Raw genomic sequence first — 18,684 nt, 5'->3', positions numbered from 1 at the left:
CGAAAGTTAGGGGTATCCAAGCGTGCGAAACTGAGTATCGTCAATATGAAACTGAGTCTTATCGGTGGGTCTTATCGGCGGAGTGGTGCATGTCAGCGCAAGGCACAGCGGGCAGCCTGGCCCGCCTCAAGGAGCGGTTGGACGAGGCAGTTCACGTGGGCGAGGCCCGGGCGGCGGCCAAGCAGCACGCGAAGGGCAGGCTGACCGCGCGGGAGCGGATCGAGCGGCTGCTGGACGCGGGCTCTTTCGTCGAGCTGGACGCGCTGGCCCGCGGCGGGCTCGTGTACGGCGACGGCGTGGTGACCGGTTACGGGACCGTCGACGGCCGCCAGGTGTGCGTCTTCTCGCAGGATTTCACGGTGTCCGGCGGCAGCCTGGGGGAGGTGTACGGGCAGAAGATCTGCAAGGTCATGGACCTGGCCATGAAGAACGGTGTGCCGATCATCGGCATCAACGAGGGCGCCGGGGCGCGCATCCAGGAGGGCGTGGTCTCGCTCGGCCTCTATGGCGAGATCTTCCGCCGCAACATCCGGGCCTCCGGCGTGATCCCGCAGATCTCCCTGATCATGGGCGCGTGCGCGGGCGGCCACGTCTACTCGCCGGCCCTCACCGATTTCACGATCATGGTGGACGAGTCGTCGCACATGTTCGTGACGGGCCCGGACGTCATCAAGACCGTCACCGGTGAGGATGTCACCTTCGAGGAGCTGGGCGGCGGCCGGGTGCACAACAGCCGCAGCGGCATCGCCCACTACCTGGCCCATGACGAGGACGACGCGCTCGACTACGCCCGGGCGCTGCTGTCGTACCTGCCGCAGAACAACCTGGACGACGCGCCGCACCCCGAGTTCGAGGCCGACCTGGAGCTCGGCGCCGACGATCTGGCGCTGGACGAGCTGGTGCCGGACTCGCCGAACCAGCCGTACGACATGCACGAGGTCATCGCGGCCCTGCTGGACGACGGCGAGTTCCTGGAGGTGCAGCCGCTGTTCGCGCCGAACATCGTGGTCGGCTTCGGGCGCGTGGAGGGCCGGTCGGTGGGTGTGGTGGCCAACCAGCCGATGCGGCTGGCGGGCACGCTCGACATCGACGCCTCCGAGAAGGCCGCCCGGTTCGTCCGCACGTGTGACGCGTTCAGCATCCCGGTGCTCACGCTCGTGGATGTGCCCGGCTTCCTGCCCGGCACCGAGCAGGAGTGGAACGGCATCATCCGGCGTGGGGCCAAGCTCCTGTACGCCTACGGCGAGGCCACGGTCCCGCTGGTCACGGTGATCACCCGCAAGGCGTACGGCGGGGCGTACGACGTGATGGGCTCCAAGCACCTGGGCGCGGACGTGAACCTGGCCTGGTCGACCGCGCAGATCGCGGTGATGGGAGCCCAGGGCGCGGTCAACATCCTGCACCGCAAGCGGCTGGCCGCCGCCGACGACCCGGACGCGCTGCGGGCCGAGCTGGTGCGCGAGTACGAGGACACCCTCGCCACCCCCTACCTGGCGGCCGAGCGCGGCTACGTGGACGCGGTGATCGCGCCGAGCGAGACCCGGCGCGAGGTCACCCGCGCGCTGCGGCTGCTGCGCGGCAAGCGCGACGCCCTGCCGCCCAAGAAGCACGGGAACATCCCGCTATGAACGTGACCGTGCACGTCAACAGGGGCAACCCTTCGCCGGAAGAGCTGGCCGCGCTCGTCGTGGCCCTGCGCGCTCTCGCAGATGACGATGTTCCCGAGCCGCCCGTCAGTGGCTCGTCTGCGCGCCGCCGTGTGCTGCGCCGCCCGTTGGTGACCGGCCCCCGCGGATGGCGGGAGTCGAGCTGGAGTCTTGGAGGATCCCTGTGAGCACGACCTTGCGCAAGGTGCTCGTCGCCAACCGCGGCGAGATCGCCGTCCGGATCGTCCGGGCCTGCCGCGACGCGGGGATCGCCTGCGTGGCGGTCTACGCCGACCAGGACCGCGACGCGCTCTTCGTCCGGATGGCCGACGAGGCGTACGCGCTGGGCGGCGCCACACCGGGGGAGACGTACCTGTCGATCGAGAAGATCATCGAGGTGGCCGCGCGGTCGGGCGCCGACGCGGTGCACCCCGGGTACGGCTTCCTGGCCGAGAACTCCGGCTTCGCCCAGGCGGTCATCGACGCCGGGCTGGTGTGGATCGGGCCGCCGCCCGCGGCGATCACCGCGCTCGGCGACAAGGTGCAGGCCCGGCACATCGCCCAGAAGGTCGGCGCGCCCCTGGTGGCCGGGACCCCCGACCCGGTGTCCGGCGTGGACGAGGTCCTGCGCTTCGCCGAGCAGCACGGCCTGCCGATCGCGATCAAGGCGGCCTTCGGCGGCGGCGGGCGCGGGCTCAAGGTCGCCCGCACCCTGGAGGAGATCCCCGACCTGTACGACAGCGCCGTGCGCGAGGCCGTGACCGCGTTCGGGCGGGGCGAGTGCTTCGTGGAGCGCTACCTGGATCGGCCGCGCCACGTGGAGACCCAGTGCCTGGCCGACGCGTACGGCAACGTGGTCGTGGTCTCCACCCGCGACTGCTCGCTGCAGCGCCGCCACCAGAAGCTCGTCGAGGAGGCGCCCGCCCCGTTCCTCACCGGCGAGCAGGAGGCCCTGTTGCGCCGGAGCTCCAAGGCGATCCTGCGCGAGGCCGGCTACGTCGGCGCGGGGACGTGCGAGTTCCTGGTCGGCCAGGACGGCACGATCTCCTTCCTGGAGGTCAACACCCGCCTTCAGGTGGAGCACCCGGTCACCGAGGAGGTCACCGGCATCGACCTGGTACGCGAGATGTTCCGCATCGCGGCGGGGGAGGAGCTCGGTTACGACGATCCCGAGCCGCGCGGCCACTCGATCGAGTTCCGGATCAACGCCGAGGACGCCGGGCGCAACTTCCTGCCCGCCCCCGGCACCATCACCGGCTGGCGGGCCCCCTCCGGACCGGGCGTGCGTCTCGACGCCGGGTACGAGCAGGGCGAGACCGTGCCGGGCGCCTTCGACTCGCTGATCGCCAAGCTGGTCGTCACCGGCGCCACCCGCGAGCAGGCCCTCCAGCGGGCCGGCCGGGCGCTGGCGGAGTTCGGGATCGACGGCATGCCGACCGTGCTGCCGTTCCACCGGGCCGTCGTGGCGGAGGAGGCGTTCACCGCCGTCCCCTTCACCGTGCACACCAGGTGGATCGAGACCGAGTTCGACAACCTGATCGCTCCCTACGACGGCGTGCCCGGCGAGGCCCCGGAGCAGGGTGAGCGCGAGCGGATCACCGTCGAGGTGGCGGGCAAGCGGCTGGAGGTCGTGCTTCCCGCCGGCACCGCGAAGCCGCGCGCGGCCGCCAAGGCCGCTCCCCGGCGCGAGAAGAGAGGCGCGGCCAAGGCCGCAGCCAGTGGGAATGCCCTGGTCAGCCCGATGCAGGGCACCATCGTCAAGGTGATGGTCACCGACGGCGACGACGTGACCGCCGGGGCCACCATCGTGGTGCTGGAGGCCATGAAGATGGAGCAGCCGCTCACCGCCCACAAGGCCGGGACCATCGTCGGGATGTCCGCCCAGGTCGGAGCCACGGTGGCGGCCGGGACCGTGATCTGCGAGATCAAGGACCCGGCATAACGCCGAGCCGGCCCGCGCGAGGTGCCGGCGCCGGACGCGGCGCCGGCGCCGCCCTCCGGCCGGTCAGCGCTTGAGGCGCAGGCCGCGCAGGAAGCCCCACAACCCGCCGGACCGGGACGAGTCCGGCCCGGCCTGGGCCTCGCCCGCCGCGGACGGCTGCGCCGCTGGCGCGTCGGCGCCGTCGCCGGCGCGCTCGCCCGCCGGTACGTAACCCTCGGCGAGCTCGAACTGGACCGGCAGGGACCGCAGGGCGCGCATGAAGGGTGAGGGGCGCCAGGGCAGCTGGTCGGCCGGGAGCGCGAGCTTGATCTTGGTGAGCCGGCTGAACAGCCGGCGCACGGCGATCGTCGTCATCTGGGTCGCCAGCCGGTGCCCCAGGCAGCTGTGCGGCCCCGCGCCCCACGCCAGGTGCGCGCGGGTGCTGCGGATGGCCTCGTGGTCGAGCGCCCCGGCGAAGCGCGGATCGGCGTGGGCGCCCGCGACGGAGAGCATCACCGGATCGCCGGCGGCGATCGTGTAGTGGCCCATCTTCACGTCGGTCTTGGGGAAGCGGAAGGTCAGGTTGGCCATCGGCGGGTTGAGCAGCGCGACCCGGTTGACCGTCTCGTCGATCGCGCCCACCGACAGGCTCGCCCGCACGTCCCGGTTGGAGACGACCTCGACGACGACGTTGCAGACGAGGCTGGCGGTGAAGTCGAGCAGGCCGGGAAGCATGAGCAGCTCGCGGGCCAGCTCGTCCAGCGTGAGGTCCGGAGCGGCCGCGATCATGTAGGAGGGCAGGTCCTCGCCGGGCCGCTCCCGCTTGGCGGCCGCGAGCTCCGTCATGGCCGCGTACAGCCGCTCGAACGCCGCGGCCGCGTCGGGCCCGGCGTCGATCATCCGCCAGATGTCCATCACGACCTCTTCGCCGCGTGCCGCGGAGAAGCCGAGCATGCGGTTGGCGACCATGAGCGGGAGCGGCCGGGCGTACTGGGCGGCCAGGTCGGCCCACCCCGTGGAGCCGCCTTCCGCCAGCACGCCGATCAGGTCGTCGGCGTACTGCACGACGGCCTGTTCGAGCAGCTGGGCCTGCGGCTGGGTGTGGTCCTGGAACGGCGCCAGCGCCTGCGTCCACGCGTTGCGGAACCGGCGCTGCGCGGCGCCCTCGGAGAAGGCCGAGTTGTTGATCTGGAAGACGGGCAGCAGCGGCCAGTCGGCGGGGATCCGGCCCTCGACGTTCATCCGCCATCTGTCCACGCTCTTGGTCCAGATGCCGCCCGAGTTCTGCAGGACGCGGAGCACCTCCTCGTAGCCGAGGACGAACCAGACCGGCACGCCGAGGACGTCGACCGGGGCGACCGGGCCGTACCTCTTGCGCAGGCGTTCGTGGACGAAGGCGGGGTCCGCGTCGTAGTCCCTGGTCAGCAGCGGTTCTACGGACATCGACAGCAAGGGTTCTGCGGGCTGCTGGGCCCATGGGCCGTGGGTCACGGGGATGAACTACCTCTCTGGGAGCTTTGGGCCGGTTCGCTCAAGAGATCTGAAAGCATCACGCAAAGCGCCCGTCATGGCAAGAGGAAAGTATACGGCGTGTCTTGAATCATGGACGCTGCGTGGTCTCCGGCGGTCTTTCAAGTGATCTGCTATCAAATGTCATGCATCGACGATCACAATCCTCTGGTGAGCCCTGAACCCCAGCAAATAGGCCCATACACCATCATTCGCCCCTTGGGCCAGGGCGGTATGGGGGTCGTCTACCTGGCCCGGGACCAGGGATCCCGGCTCGTCGCGCTGAAGAGGTTGCGCGAGGGACCGGCCGGTGACGCGGGCTTCCGCCGCCGGTTCACCAGGGAGGTCGAGGCGGCGCGCAGCGTGGCCCGCTTCTGCACGGCGCCGGTGCTGGACGCGGGCATCGACGGCGAGAGCGCGTACATCGTCACCGAGTACGTGGACGGCCCCGACCTGGCCACCGCCATCAGGAAACGCGGTCCGATGGCCGGGGCCGACCTGGAGGCCCTGTCCGTCGGCGTGGCGACCGCGCTCACCGCCATCCACCAGGCCGGGGTCGTGCACCGCGACCTGAAGCCGCAGAACATCCTGCTCAGCCCCGTCGGCCCGCGGGTGATCGACTTCGGCATCGCACAGCTCGTGGAGCCGGACGCGAGCCGGTCCACCGGGATCGTGGGGACGCCCGCGTACATGTCGCCGGAGCAGGCCACCGAAGGCCGGATCACGGCCGCGAGCGACGTGTTCGCCTGGGGCGGCGTCGTGGCGTACGCGGCGACCGGCCGGCCGCCGTTCGGGTCGGGCGGCGCGCCCGAGGTGCTGTTCAGGGTGGTGCACTACGCGCCCGAGCTGACGGGCCTGGACGAGCGGCTCAGGCCCCTGGTGGAGCAGGCGCTGGACAAGGACCCGGCGCGGCGGCCCACGGCCCAGCAGCTCCTCGACCGCCTGCTCGGCCGGGAGTCGGTGTCGGTGGACACCGGGGTCCGCACGGTGAGCAACTCGTGGGCGGCCTCGCCGGCCCGCCGCCGGGACGCGCCGGCGACCGGGCGCTGGAAGGCCCCGGTGGCGGTCGCGGCCGCGCTCCTGGTGACCGGGGCCACGGTCGCCGCGGCCTGGCGTCCCTGGGAGACGGCCGCCCACGGCGGGGGAGCGTCCCCGGTCACCGCAACCTCCCCGGCGGCGTACGACGGCGGCGTCCCCCCGCTCGCGCAGCAGGACACGTCCGTGCGGAACCTGGACGGCCAGCGGGTGCCCGTCCACATCACGATCGACAACCTGTACCGCGTGGACGGAGACCTCCGGCTTGAGCTGACCGTGCGGAACGACGCCAAGGACGGCGCGTACGCGGACCTGTACACGATCCTGGGCCGGGACTCGGAGGATCTCTCGAGTGTCGGCCTGACCTACAAAGGCGCGCCGAGGACGCTCCGCCCCTTCATCGAGAAGGACGGCTTCTGCGTCTGCTCCAGCTGGACCTCGGTCAACAACATCGCCCCGGCCAAATCCCAATTCCTCGTCGCGGAGTTCGACAACGTGCCGTGGACGGCGAAGAGGGCGGACCTCGACCTGCTGGGGCTCGGGGAGTTCAAGGACGTCCCCATCACCTGATCCGGGCGGCATAGTGGAGCCTTGGCGGGATATGTCCTACTCTGGGGCTGCGAGGGGAGTACTTCCCAAGTGCCGATCCGGTCAGTACGGACGTACCATGCGTCCCCGGACGGCCGCCCGCTACCCCCGGGTGAAGGAGACCTCGAACGGCTGAGCACGTTCGAGGAGGTTTCATGTCCGCGGGGACATTTCTGGCTGCGCCCGATCAGGGCAGCATCGCGTCCGTCACCCTGTGGGCGGTCACTGTGGCCGCCCTGGTCCTGCTGTTGGTGATCGACATCCTGCTGACCCGGCGCCCGCACGAGGTCCACATGCGCGAGGCCCTGGCTTGGTCCGCGTTCTACCTGGTGCTCCCGCTGGGCTTCGGCGCGTACCTGTGGGGCTCCTTCGGCACCGGGGTGGCCGTGGAGTTCTTCACCGGGTACGTGGTGGAGAAGTCGTTGTCGGTCGACAACCTGTTCGTATTCATGTTGCTGCTGACGGCCTTCGCCGTGCCGAACGAGCTGACCCAGCGAGTGCTGCTGTACGGCATCATCGGGGCGCTCGTGCTGCGCGTGATCTTCATCGCGCTGGGCGCGGCGGCGCTGCAGAGCGGCACGTGGGCGTTCCTGCTGTTCGGGGCGGTCCTGATCGTCACCGCGGGCAAGGTGCTCAAGGAGGCGCTGAAGGGGGAGGAGCAGCACGTCGACGTCTCCTCCATGCGCAGCGTCCGGCTGCTGCGCCGGTTCGTCCAGGTCACCCCCGACTACCGCGGCTTCCGCCTGATGGTGCGCGAGCACGGCCGCCTGGCGATCACCCCGCTGGCCCTGGCCACCGTGGCGGTGTTCGCCACCGACATCGTCTTCGCCGTCGACTCGGTGCCCGCCGTCTACGGGGTGACGGAGGACCCCTTCCTCGTCTTCGCCACCAACGCCTTCGCGCTGCTGGGCCTGCGGGCGCTGTACTTCGTGCTGCGGGACGCGCTGGCCAAGCTGCGGCATCTCAACCACGGCCTGGCCGTCATCCTGGCCTTCATCGGCGTCAAGCTGGTCCTGCACTGGGCGCACGGCATCTGGGCGTGGGTGCCCGAGATCCCCACCCTCGCCTCGCTCGGCGTCATCGTCGGGGTCCTGCTCACCGTCACGCTCACCAGCCTGTACGCCGGCCGGCGCGCCGACGACGCCGAACGCCCCAAGGTGCTCCAGCACGACCAGGTCGATCCGTGAGATCGGCGACCGGGCAGGCCTGTACGGACCCGGTCGTCAAAGGGAGGCGGCGAGGCCGTCCAGGGTGACGGTGATGTGGCGGTCGGCGGCGGCGGGCGACACCTGCTCGTGGAGCCAGGCGGCGGCGGACGTGAGGGCGGTCACGTCCGCGCCGGTCGCGTCGGCGCGCAGGGCGCCCGATTCGCGCCCCCGCGCGACGAGCCGCTCGCCGATCTCGGCCATGCGCACGCACGAGGCGTGCAGCTCCGACGCCTCGTCGTCCAGGCCGCCGGCGATCAACGCGGCCAGGCCGCGATAGGTGGCGGCGTGCGCCGTGGCCGCGCGGGCCCAGGCGGCGAGCGCGTCCGGCGCCGGGCCGGTCAGGAGCCGCTCACCGAGCTCGAACAGGGCCGCGTTACGGTCCCTGAGCAGCGCGCCGATCAGGGCGCGGCGGCTGGGGAAATGGCCGTAGAGCGTGCCGATGGCCACCCCGGCGCGCCGGGCGATGCCCTCCAGGCTGGACTCCACGCCCTGCTCCCTGAAGGCGGCGTCGGCCTCGGCGAGCAGGCGCTCGTAGTTGCGGCGGGCGTCGGCGCGGGGCCGTCGGGTCGTGGTCATGCGGGCTTCCCTAGTAATTCGAGGCTGCCTCGATATAGCCTTAGTCGAGGTTGCCTCAGTTTAGCGGAAGGCTTGTCATGATCTTGGTTACCGGAGCCACCGGATCCATCGGCACGCACCTCGTGCGGCTCCTGGGGGAGAAGGGGGTGGCGTTCAGGGCGCTCGTCCGCGACGAGGACAAGGGGCGGGCCCTGGGCTGCGACGTCGTGATCGGGGACTTCGACGACCCCGGCTCGCTCACCGCCGCCATGGAGGGCGTCGACCGGCTCTTCCTCAACGCGGGCGGCGCCCAGCCGGTGGACGGCGAGCAGCCGATGGTCCGCCAGCAGCAGGCGGCCATCGACGCGGCGCGGGCCGCCGGGGTGTCGAGCGTGGTGAAGGTGTCGGTCTCGGGCGCCCAGCGGGGCGGCCGCCTGGCCCAGGGCGCGCACTGGGAGGTCGAGGAGTACCTCAAGGCGTCGGGGCTCGGCTGGTCGATGCTGCGGCCCGGCGGATTCATGCAGAACTTCATCACCGGGACGGCGGCCTTCAGCGCCGACGGCAAGCTCCTCGACGTTTACGGAGGCGCGCCGGTGTCGTACATCGACTGCCATGACATCGCCGCGTGCGCCGCCGCCCTGCTCACCGGATCGGGCGGCCTCGGCGAGACGTACGAGCTCACGGGCCCCCGGGCGCTCACCTACGCCGAGCTCGCGCAGGAGTTCTCGGCCGCGCTGGGCCGGAGGGTCGAGCACGCCGAGCTGTCCCCGGACGAGCTGGCCGCCGGGGTGCGCGCGCAGGGGCTGCCCGCGCGGTTCGCCGACGACCTGGCCGAGCTCTGCCGGCAGGTGGCGGGCGGCTCGCTGGCCGCCACGACGACCGCGGTCAGGGACCTGACGGGTCGCGAGCCCCGGACGTTCGGGGAGTTCCTGGCGGCCAACGCGGAGGCGCTGCGAACCACGGTGGGCTGAGCCGCGGTTGTACGCCAGGTTGACGCGAGCATTGACACCTCGTAGGCGATAAGTGGAACAATGCGCGTTTTGTGTTATCGGAACGGTGACACTCCTGTCTCCTGATCGGAGCAGCGGAGGCTCCGGATCGAGGTGCTGGATGTACGCGCGGCCGACGTACGAGGTCGAAACGGTGCTCGCCGCCATGGCGGGCGACCGTGACGCGATCGACGAACTGGTCAGGAGCCACCTGCCGCTCGTGTACAACATCGTGGGCCGCGCCATGAACGGCCACCCGGACGTGGACGACGTCGTTCAGGAGACGATGGCCAGGGTCGTGATCGGCGTGTCCGGGCTGCGCGACCCGGGCAGCTTCCGCTCCTGGCTCGTCGCCATCGCCCTGAACCAGGTACGCGAGTGGCGGCAGGCGCCGGGCGCCGCGCTCGCCGCCATCGACGAGGCGATGGGCCTGGCCGACGCGGCCTCCGACTTCGCCGCGCTCACCGTCACCCGGCTCGGCCTGTCCGGGCAGCGCAAGGAGGCCGCCGAGGCGGCCCGCTGGCTCGACGCCGACGACCGCGAGGTGCTCGCGCTGTGGTGGATGGAGGTGGCCGGCGAGCTGGCCAGGGCCGAGCTGGCCGCCACGCTGGGGACGAACGAGCAGCACGCCGCCGTACGCGTCCAGCGCACCAAAGGCCGCCTGGAGACCGCCCGCGCGGTGGTGCGCGCGCTGGCCGCCCGCCCGCCCTGCCCCGAGCTGGCCGCCGTGGCGCAGACCTGGAACGGCGCCCCGTCCGACCTGTGGCGCAAGCGGCTGTCCCGGCACGTGCGCGACTGCCCGGTCTGCGGCGAGCAGGTCTCCGACCTGGTGCCGGCCGAGCGGCTGCTGGCCGGACTCGGCCTGGTGGCCGTCCCCGCCGGCATCGCCGCCGGTCTGCTGGAGATCGCGCGTACGGCCGCCGTGCCGGTCGTCAAGGGCGGCCTGCTGGCCAAGGGCAAGGCGGCGGCGGGTTCGGCGCTGGCCGCCAAGCCGATCGCGGTCACCGCGGCCGGCGTCACACTGATCGCCGGGGGAGCGGTGGTCGTCCAGACCCTCCTGCCCGAGCCCGCGCCGCCCCGGCGGGCCACACCGGCGGTCGTGTCGTCCTCGCCTGCCTCCTCGCCCGCTTCTTCGCCCTCTTCTTCGCGCCGTCCGGCGAGGCCCGCGCGGAGCCCGTACGGACTGACGGTCGACGCCGTGGACCAGGCCCCGCCGAAGAACCGGCCGCCCGCCCCGCTGCCCCGGCGCCCCGCCGGCACGGTCGCCATCGGCGGCAAGCACGGATACTCCAGGTACGGCGGAGCCCCGTCGATCACCCACAGGGGCGACTACGTCACCGTCACCGGCCGCGGCTACGTCCAGGTCCGCTGGGGCATCCTCTACCGCAACCGCGTCGGCCCCTTCCCGCCCGCGACCTGGACCGGGCTCAAGGGCAAGCTGTTCCACGTCGCGTCGGGCGGCGGCCGGCGGATGGACGACGAGCAGGCGCCCGGCGTCACCTGGATGGGCTCGCCCGAGACCGGCTTCGCCCGGCTGCCGCGCGGCCAGCAGCAGATGTGGCAGAACGAGTTCTACTACCTCGACGGCCGCGTCACCTTCCACAACAACGAGAGCGGCACGGACATCGACCTCACCGTCGCGCCCAAGTCCTGGCAGGAGGTCTGGGCCGACCTCTCGGCCAGGCCCGACCCGGCCAAGGGCATCGTCCGGTACGGCCTGACCCGCGACACCGGCGACGACCGCGCCCCCGTCCCCCAGTACGTCACCAGGGGCGCGAACCCGGAGCGGGTCCCGCAGCGAAGCCGGGTCTGAGATTTGTGTTATCCGGGCCCGGCCAGGGGGTCTCCTGTGACGAGAGTGACCCCTGAGGAAGGATTCACATGACCACGCAGCCCTCCCGCCGGAGCGTGCTGAAGGCGGCCGCGACCGCGGGAGCCGCCGCCGCACTGCCCGCCGCGCTCCCCATCGGACCCGCGGCCGCGGCGGCCTTCAAGCACCCCGGCCTGCTGCACACACAGGCCGACTTCGACCGGATGCGGGCCCAGGTGAACGCCGGAGCCCAGCCCTGGAAGGCCGGCTGGGACAAGCTGACGGCCAACGGGCGCTCCAGGAGCACCTGGAAGCCGCGCCCGCTCGAGACGGTGGTCAGGGGCGGCACGGGCGCGAACCACGTCCAGCTCGCCATCGACGTGGCCGCCGCCTACCAGAACGCGCTGCGCTGGAAGATCAGCGGGGAGAAGGCGCACGGCGACGCCGCCCGCGACATCCTCAACGCCTGGTCGGCCGCGCTCAAGGCGGTGACCGGCAACGCCGACCGCTACCTGGCGGCCGGGATCCTGGGCTGGCAGTTCGCCAACGTCGCCGAGATCATGCGCGGCTACCCCGGCTTCGACTTCGAGCGCTTCACGAAGATGATGCTGACGGTCTTCTACCCGATGAACGACCGGTTCCTGAAGGAGCACAACGGCGCCTGCATCACCAACTACTGGGCCAACTGGGACCTGTGCGCCATGGCCTCCGTGCTCGCCATCGGCGTCCTGTGCGACGACCGCGCCAAGGTCGACCAGGCCGTCGACTACTTCAAGCACGGCAAGGGCAACGGGTCCATCATGAACGCGGTGCCGTTCCTGCACCCCGGCGGGCTCGGGCAGTGGCAGGAGGGCGGCCGCGACCAGGGACACACCAGCGTCGGCGTCGGGTGGATGGGCGTGCTCTGCGAGATGGCCTGGAACCAGGGCATCGACCTTTACGGCTACGCGGACGACCGGTTCATGAAGGGCGCCGAGTACGTGGCCAAGTACAACCTGGGCGAATCGGTGCCGTTCACGACGTACAAGTGGGGACAGGGCACGACCTGCGTCCAGCGGCAGCAGACCGAGATCTCCGCCGCCGGGCGCGGGGCCGCCGACCCGATCTGGGCGCTGCTCCTCAACCACTACGGCGTGCGGCGGGGGTTGGCGGTGCCGTACATCGAGGCGTACGGCAAGCGCGTCGCGCCGGAAGGGGGCGGCGGGGACTACGGCGGCTCCAAGTACGACCACCTCGGCTTCGGCACCCTGACCTTCACCCGCGCCACGGCCGGGAGCGGTGGCGGGCTGCTCGCGACGGGGGTGTCGAGGGTGTTCCGGCCGGTCAACCGCCCGGGGACGTACCTCCAGGCCACGGGCCGGATCGGGGCGGAACCGGTCACCCTCCGCGTCGTGCCCGGTCTGGACGACGCGAAGGCCTACTCCTTCGTCGACCCTGAGGGGCGTTACCTGCGGCATCGCGACTTCCTGATCCGGTTCGAGACCAACGACGGGACCGCCCTGTTCCGGCGCGACGCCACCTTCCACGCCCGGCCCGGCACGGCCGAGGGCTCGGTCCGCCTGGAGTCCCTCAACTACCCGGGCCGCTTCGTCCGCCACCGCGCCGAGCTGCTGCGCCTGGACAAGACCGACAACACACCCCTGTTCCGCGCCGACTCCTCCTTCCACCCCACCCCACCTGCCTGACCTCTGGCAGCTCCACCGCTTGCCCCGGCCCGCCATCCGTCCCCCGAGGGACCTCAGCCGGAGTGCGGCCTGTTCTTCGGCTGGGGGTCTTCAGGGGAGCCGCTCGGTGGTCTCGGCGGCCGCCCGGAGGCCGGGCCGGGGGTCAGTCGGCGTGGGCGTACTGGGCGGCCTGGAGGCGGTACATCGCCGCGTACGAGCCGCCCACGCGCATCAGGCTCTCGTGGCTGCCATGCTCCACGACCTTCCCGGCCTCGAACACGTAGATGCGGTCCGCGCGCGTCACCGACGTGAGGCGGTGGGTGATGAGGATGACCGTGCGCCCGACGCCAGTCCGGTCCGGCGGCGAACAGGCCAGACTCGCAGCACGAAGACTCATCCGAAACGCGAGCGCCAGCACTGAGCCGGACAAGCTCTGACGGCGCGGTGGGTCCACGCCGGTCGGCGGCCCAATCCCGCATTCCCTCCAGACGTGCCGCGCTGAGGTGCCCGGCAGGCACGTCAGCCAGAGCCGGGCCGATGCCGAGCATGACATCGCGAACGGGGGGGTGGGCCCTTGCTTTACCCGGGGAAGGGTTGGCTACCAGCCACCGAGGTGGCGCATGCCGCCTGTGGAGCGTGCGCCGCCACCTACGCTGGACGGCGACCAGCCGCCCTGGTCGCCTGCGGGGGTCCAGCCGCCTTGATTGCCTCGTGTCTTCATGATCGTGAGCATGCCAGGTGGGCGTGGGGCGGGGCAATGCGCTGGGTGGCGGGGAGCCGGCGCGGGCCCGGCGCGGTGCCGCCGGTGGCCACGTTGGCCTCGCGGCCGTCGGCCGGCAACACCCCGCCGACGATGTCCAACCGCTATGACTCCATCGCCGCCTACCCTTGGGTGCGCTGCCTGGCCGGGCGGTGACCGGAAACCCGGCCGGACGCGGCCTGCTGTCCTGACTCCCGAGCGGGGTCTCGGGCCGCCGGGCTGGCCTACACCCTGATCGGGGCTGACGGCTACGGCGCGCTCGTGTCCTGCGCCGAGCTGTACCGGAACGGGCGGGATCGCGAGGAGTTCATCGCCTACCTGCGCGAGCAGAAGGAGATCAGCCCATCTCGCCAGGACCGGGTCACCGCCATCACCTGACGGCCGCCTCACCGGCCGGGAACGGGCTGACAGGAGTGGCTGACGAAACTGATCATGAAGCAGTAATCTGCCCTGCGTCGTTTGCCGCTTTCGCCGGGGACGCCATGCCCCCGATGAGGCGGCGACGCTCCCTATAGACGCTTCATCAACAAAGATGAGGAAGGCTCGTGATCCGACGCTCCAGGGCATTATTGCCCGCAGCGGCCCTCCTGTTCGTCTGCGCCGTCGCGCAGCCCGCCGCCGCCGAGGGTGCCGCACCTGTCGTACGACCGGTCTCGGGCATCAGCCCGCTGCCGGCAGACTGCGGACTTCCCTCGGCCGACGGCTACACCCTGAACCCCAACGTCGAAGTCCTGCCCATGCTGGCCAGGGACCCGAACCGGCCGTGGCACCTCGTCACCGTGTTCCAGCAGGACCGCTGGAACCGGTACGGCAGCAACGGCGCGGTCACCGCCGTCTCGGACGACTACGGCAAGACCTGGAAGCGCTCCGAGAACCTGCCGGCCTTCTCCCGCTGCAACGGCGGCACGGCCGCCAACGGCGGGGACTACGACGTCACGACCGACAACTGGGTCACGGTCACGCCGTCGGGCGCGGCGGTGGCCGCGTCGTTCTCGCTGTCCCGCGCCGGCGACGTGACCGCCATCCTGGTGTCCCGCTCCGCCGACGGCGGCAAGAAGTGGGACGCGCCGGTCACCCTGCAGCGGGACGACAACCCGCGCTTCTTCAACGATCGCCCGACGGTGACCGCGGACCCGTACCACCCGGGCGTGGTCTACGCGGTGTGGGACCGCATCGACAGCACGGACGCGGGCTGGGTGCAGCCGATCTACCTGGCGAAGTCGACCGACGACGGGCGCACCTGGACCACGAGCAAGGTCTACGACGTGCCCAACAACAGCGGCGTCATCGGCACCCAGCTGGTGCCGCTCGCGGATGGGACGCTGCTGATCGGCATGCACCACGAGACGGACACCGAGGGCGCGACCCAGGTCATCCGCTCGACCGACGGCGGCAAGACCTGGTCGGCGCCGACGCTGAACGTTCCGGCCCCGCTCGCGGTGGGCCCCCGCATCCCGGACCCGGACAACTCGGGTGACCCCATCCGCAACGCCTCCCTGCCGCTGCTGGCCGCCCAGCCGGGCACCAAGACGGTGAACGCCGTCTGGCAGAGCCAGGAATCCGACGGCACCTTCCACGTGGCCTACTCGCGGTCGACGGACAGCGGGAAAACCTGGTCCAGCCCGGTCCGCGTGGACAAGACGCCCACCGGCTCCGCCGCGGTACCGGTCGTCGCCGCGTCCCGGACGGGCACCGTGGCCATCACCTACTACGACTTCCGCAACAACACCTCCGACCCCGCGACCCTGCCCACCGACGTGTGGGCCGTCACCTGCGCCGACGACTGCACGCAGTCCGGGTCGTGGCGCGAGCAGCACATCGAGGGGCCGTTCGACGGGCGGAAGGTTCCGGCGACGAGCGTGGGACGCCTGATCGGGGACTACACCGGCCTGGTCTCGCTCGGCGCGACGTCCTTCACGAGCGTGTACGGCGTGACCACCGGCGACCCCGCCAACCCCGTGGACATTCACAGCGCGGCTTTCACCGGCTGAGCACGTGAACACCACCGGCGAGGTTCGGTCGGACCGGACCTCGCCGGCCAGGTGGGCGTCCGGCCGGGTCAGGAGCTCTTCGGCTCGTCCGGCGCGCGCTGAGCCGGGCATGGCCGGCTGATCGGCTGCGCCGCCGGTACCCCCGCGGGTGCCCTCCACGGAGAAGGTGATCGCTCCGCACCTTCTCATTCCCGCCGCCCGCTCCCGCCTCCTGGGAAATCTACTAAGTAAAGAGCGCGGGATTAATGCAAGGTCTTGCCTAAAGGGTCGAAAAAGGCACGGGCTTCGCCCGTACGCCATCCAAAACCAGGGAAATGCCCAGGCGGGCGCGCGGAACAACGGTTGTCCACGATGTCCTCGTTGAAAACCTGGCGCGTTGTCCGGCTATCGTTTCCAGATAGAACCGTGTATCCAGAGCGTGCCCCTCGCCGCTTGCTCCACGTCCTTGAAAGGGCGTTCATGACAGCCGACATCTGCCCGACATGCCAAGGCGTGATCCCCGCCACGCACCCCGCTGCCTACACCGCCGCCCGTGGACGGCTGATCGTCGCCAACGGGTACTGCCCAGGCCATGCTCCCGCCACAGCGCGCGATTCCGGAGACCCCGGACCGGCCGAGAGCGCACCATCCTCACGCCGGTCGATGCCTGCGGTTTCCGCTTCAGCACCTGCACGATGATGTGCTCGCTCGGGTCGCGCGCTTTCTATGTCAGCGTGGGCTCCGGGTGTCTGCCGTGCGTTCGCGTGCGCCTCTGGGCCGGGGTGCCATCGGCGACCGCACTTCCCCCGCGCTCGACCTCCAAGAGGTTCAGCGGTGGGCAACCGCATTCCCATCCTCAGCCCAGACGGTCCTACCGCCCAACTCGCTGCCGCGTTGCTGGAGATGGCCGACCTCGCCGAATCAGGAAACGAACGGTGACAAGTCCCTCCGATCAGCCGCCGATCGACCCCGACGCCATCGCTCAAATACAGGCGGCCGCCATCATGTGGCCGTGCCCGGCGTGGTGCGTCTCCAGTCATGATCATGATCCGCCCGAGGTCCGCACTCACCGGAGCCAGGCCAGACAGATCGGCAGCAGTACAGGCGTCCTGGTGCTGCTGCTACAAACTGACTATGGCAACGGCATGCTGCACCCACTGCATGTCGATGTGTTCGACCGGACACGTCAGGCACCGGACGGGACCTTCCCCTCCACGCAGTTCTCCCTTGCGAAGGCGGTCATCATGGCCGACGTGCTCAACAAGTTGGATGGCGTTCGCCCACCCTTCACGTGGAGTTGGCCGCCGCGCTCCGCGCCGCGGCCGCTCTGGCAGCTGAGCAGAAAGGCGACCAATGAACGCTGACGTGGTCAACGAACTACTCCGGCAACGTGAGGAGATCAACCAGCGTGTCCGCGCCTTGCTTGAGCAGTGGGACGCGCGCATGGGTGCCATTCAGGACGAGCTGTTCGAATATGCCAGCAGCAACGCCTGCGAGATCAAGGCTGGCCGTATGCCCGGCTCGCCGTTGGGCGATGGTGCGTTCGCGGACATCGTGGATGGCATCCAGGTTCATCTTGCCGAGCGGGACGAGGACGCCGAGACGTTGCCCACCGTCGCGGTGCTCGTGTACGACCCTAGGACCAAGGTTCGTGTCGAGTTCAACACGCCTCCTGCTGCAGATGCCCTGCTTGCGCTGATAGCAGGCTTGCGCGACGCGGCCGCGCGCGCCATCGAGCCGAAGGGCGACCGGTGACCAAGACGCCCGACCAGGACGTCGCCAGGTGGAACGCCAGATGGCTCGTGGGCACGTCTGTCCTCTGTTGGGTCATCATGGCGAGGACAAGGCGACCTCGTAGGGGTTGGCCGAGCGGGGCGCTGTGGTGGACGCGGCGCTGCACATCGTCCAGGACGATCTCACGGCCGGCCAGGGTCAGCTCGATCGGATGGGTGACCCTGACGCCGAACTCCAGGTCGGCGCGGCGGGCCGCTGATCACTTCTGTCCTCACCGTCGTCCTCCAGCGGCAGCCCGAATCGCTGGATGCGTTCCGCCGCCTCCTCCTGCCCGCGGTCAAAGAGCAGAGCGACCAGTCGCTGGGCGGCGTAGGGAGCGCCGACGTCGACCAAGGCGCGAAGGTCGTCGGTTCGTCTCTGTTCGGCCAGCAGCGCGGCCAGTTGCTCGGCGGCCTGATAGTGTCCGGCTTCGATCAGAGTGTGCAGGTGATCGGTGCGGCCTTGGCGAGCCAGCAGCTGGGACAGCCGGCGGACGGCGGTGTGATGTCCCGCGGTGACGAGAGCACGCAGATCCTCTATGGGGCCATGCTCGGCCAGCGCCTCGATGGCGGAGTCGTGGCCCGCCTTTGCCAACGTGCGCAGGTCCTCGATCTGGCCTTGCTCAACCAGCATGTCGACAAGTCGTCTGGTCGCCTGGTCGTGGCCCGCTTTGGCCAGCGCGCGAAGGTCATCGATCCGGTTCTCCTTGGCCAGCAGCCGAGCCAGATGATCTTCAGCAATGGAGTGGCCGGCTTCGGCCAGGGCGGTCACGATGGTGATGGCCTCCCCTGTCTTGCCTTGCTTGGCCAGCAGCTTGGCCAGCTGGTGGGCGGCAATGTGGTCGCCCGCGTTGGCCAGCGTGCGCAGGTCGTCCATGCGGTCGTGCTGGGCCAGCAGATCGGCCAGCTCGCGGGTGGTTGTGGGGCCGCCGGCGCTGGCCAGGGCGCGCAGTTCCTCGAGCGGAGCACGCTGGAGCAGAAGGCCGATCAGCCGATGGATGACGGAGCGGTGGCCCGTGGCGGCGAGGGGGTGCAAGGCGGCGATGGCCTCGTCCACCTTGCCCCGCTCGAGTCGGTCACCGAGGTCGCGGGCACGCCGGCCGCCGTCATCCGGAGGTCAGACGGCACCGTCCCGTTCGGTCATCGGATCCACCTGTGGGATCTGACGCCGACAGCCCGCTGATCAGAGCCCCCTCCGGCGGCGGAGACCGTCACATCGGTCGAGATCAGGTGGCCGGAGCCGGGCGGGACCACGGG

General features: G+C 70.8%; 16 protein-coding genes. 12 read left to right on the top strand and 4 right to left on the bottom strand.

Annotated features, from left to right (window positions below; genetic code table 11):
* The first annotated feature begins 89 nt into the window (after positions 1–89).
* The 3 genes from ACIHFD_RS61715 to ACIHFD_RS61705 are packed head-to-tail and all read left to right on the top strand — an operon-like array spanning position 90 to position 3,588.
* Positions 90–1,628, top strand: coding sequence for an acyl-CoA carboxylase subunit beta (locus tag ACIHFD_RS61715; protein ID WP_350726962.1), 1,539 nt, complete (start codon positions 90–92; stop codon positions 1,626–1,628).
* Complete coding sequence (locus ACIHFD_RS61710; protein ID WP_397374911.1) at positions 1,625–1,834, top strand: acyl-CoA carboxylase subunit epsilon; 210 nt, start codon at positions 1,625–1,627, stop codon at positions 1,832–1,834. Before ACIHFD_RS61715 ends, ACIHFD_RS61710 begins: the two co-directional genes overlap by 4 nt.
* Before the next feature lie 8 nt (positions 1,835–1,842).
* A complete protein-coding gene (locus ACIHFD_RS61705; protein WP_397374931.1) occupies positions 1,843–3,588 on the top strand; it encodes an acetyl/propionyl/methylcrotonyl-CoA carboxylase subunit alpha in 1,746 nt (581 codons plus the stop codon).
* A 63-nt stretch (positions 3,589–3,651) separates the two neighbouring features.
* On the opposite strand, the gene ACIHFD_RS61700 is transcribed toward ACIHFD_RS61705, so the two are convergent.
* Positions 3,652–5,010, bottom strand: a complete 1,359-nt coding sequence (locus tag ACIHFD_RS61700) for a cytochrome P450 (RefSeq protein WP_397374910.1) — start codon at positions 5,008–5,010, stop codon at positions 3,652–3,654.
* Between the two features lie 159 nt (positions 5,011–5,169).
* On the opposite strand from ACIHFD_RS61700, the gene ACIHFD_RS61695 reads away from it, so the two are divergent.
* Both ACIHFD_RS61695 and ACIHFD_RS61690 read left to right on the top strand, forming a co-directional pair.
* On the top strand, positions 5,170–6,681 hold the full coding sequence (locus tag ACIHFD_RS61695; protein WP_397374909.1) for a serine/threonine-protein kinase: 1,512 nt from the start codon (positions 5,170–5,172) through the stop codon (positions 6,679–6,681).
* Positions 6,682–6,854: 173 nt separating this feature from the next.
* Complete coding sequence (locus ACIHFD_RS61690; protein WP_397374908.1) at positions 6,855–7,886, top strand: TerC/Alx family metal homeostasis membrane protein; 1,032 nt, start codon at positions 6,855–6,857, stop codon at positions 7,884–7,886.
* Positions 7,887–7,922: 36 nt separating this feature from the next.
* Here the strand turns inward: ACIHFD_RS61690 and ACIHFD_RS61685 are convergent, their stop codons facing one another.
* A complete protein-coding gene (locus tag ACIHFD_RS61685; protein WP_397374907.1) occupies positions 7,923–8,483 on the bottom strand; it encodes a TetR/AcrR family transcriptional regulator in 561 nt (186 codons plus the stop codon).
* A 77-nt stretch (positions 8,484–8,560) separates the two neighbouring features.
* On the opposite strand from ACIHFD_RS61685, the gene ACIHFD_RS61680 reads away from it, so the two are divergent.
* From ACIHFD_RS61680 to ACIHFD_RS61670, 3 genes are all read left to right on the top strand, one after another.
* A complete protein-coding gene (locus ACIHFD_RS61680; RefSeq protein WP_397374906.1) occupies positions 8,561–9,433 on the top strand; it encodes an NmrA family NAD(P)-binding protein in 873 nt (290 codons plus the stop codon).
* A gap of 139 nt (positions 9,434–9,572) precedes the next feature.
* Positions 9,573–11,264, top strand: coding sequence for an RNA polymerase sigma factor (locus ACIHFD_RS61675; RefSeq protein WP_397374905.1), 1,692 nt, complete (start codon positions 9,573–9,575; stop codon positions 11,262–11,264).
* Between the two features lie 68 nt (positions 11,265–11,332).
* Positions 11,333–12,946, top strand: coding sequence for an AbfB domain-containing protein (locus tag ACIHFD_RS61670; protein ID WP_397374904.1), 1,614 nt, complete (start codon positions 11,333–11,335; stop codon positions 12,944–12,946).
* A gap of 142 nt (positions 12,947–13,088) precedes the next feature.
* On the opposite strand, the gene ACIHFD_RS61665 is transcribed toward ACIHFD_RS61670, so the two are convergent.
* Complete coding sequence (locus tag ACIHFD_RS61665; RefSeq protein ID WP_397374903.1) at positions 13,089–13,229, bottom strand: hypothetical protein; 141 nt, start codon at positions 13,227–13,229, stop codon at positions 13,089–13,091.
* Positions 13,230–13,682: 453 nt separating this feature from the next.
* On the opposite strand from ACIHFD_RS61665, the gene ACIHFD_RS61660 reads away from it, so the two are divergent.
* From ACIHFD_RS61660 to ACIHFD_RS61645, 4 genes are all read left to right on the top strand, one after another.
* The gene (locus ACIHFD_RS61660) at positions 13,683–13,841 is read left to right on the top strand and encodes a hypothetical protein (protein ID WP_397374902.1); all 159 of its coding nucleotides are present in this window, start codon (positions 13,683–13,685) and stop codon (positions 13,839–13,841) included.
* A gap of 389 nt (positions 13,842–14,230) precedes the next feature.
* Complete coding sequence (locus ACIHFD_RS61655) at positions 14,231–15,676, top strand: sialidase family protein (protein WP_397374901.1); 1,446 nt, start codon at positions 14,231–14,233, stop codon at positions 15,674–15,676.
* A gap of 914 nt (positions 15,677–16,590) precedes the next feature.
* The gene (locus tag ACIHFD_RS61650; RefSeq protein WP_397374900.1) at positions 16,591–17,019 is read left to right on the top strand and encodes a hypothetical protein; all 429 of its coding nucleotides are present in this window, start codon (positions 16,591–16,593) and stop codon (positions 17,017–17,019) included.
* On the top strand, positions 17,009–17,410 hold the full coding sequence (locus ACIHFD_RS61645) for a hypothetical protein (protein WP_397374899.1): 402 nt from the start codon (positions 17,009–17,011) through the stop codon (positions 17,408–17,410). The genes ACIHFD_RS61650 and ACIHFD_RS61645 overlap by 11 nt, the downstream gene beginning before the upstream one ends.
* A 177-nt stretch (positions 17,411–17,587) precedes the next feature.
* Here the strand turns inward: ACIHFD_RS61645 and ACIHFD_RS61640 are convergent, their stop codons facing one another.
* Positions 17,588–18,484 carry a hypothetical protein gene (locus tag ACIHFD_RS61640; protein WP_397374898.1) on the bottom strand — a complete coding sequence of 299 codons (897 nt, stop codon included), beginning with the start codon at positions 18,482–18,484 and terminating at the stop codon, positions 17,588–17,590.
* Positions 18,485–18,684: the final 200 nt, after the last annotated feature.

The sequence above is a fragment of the Nonomuraea sp. NPDC051941 genome (genome assembly GCF_044593615.1).
The sequence above is the reverse complement of the archived record's forward strand: the minus strand, read 5'-3'. Positions and strand labels throughout refer to the sequence as shown.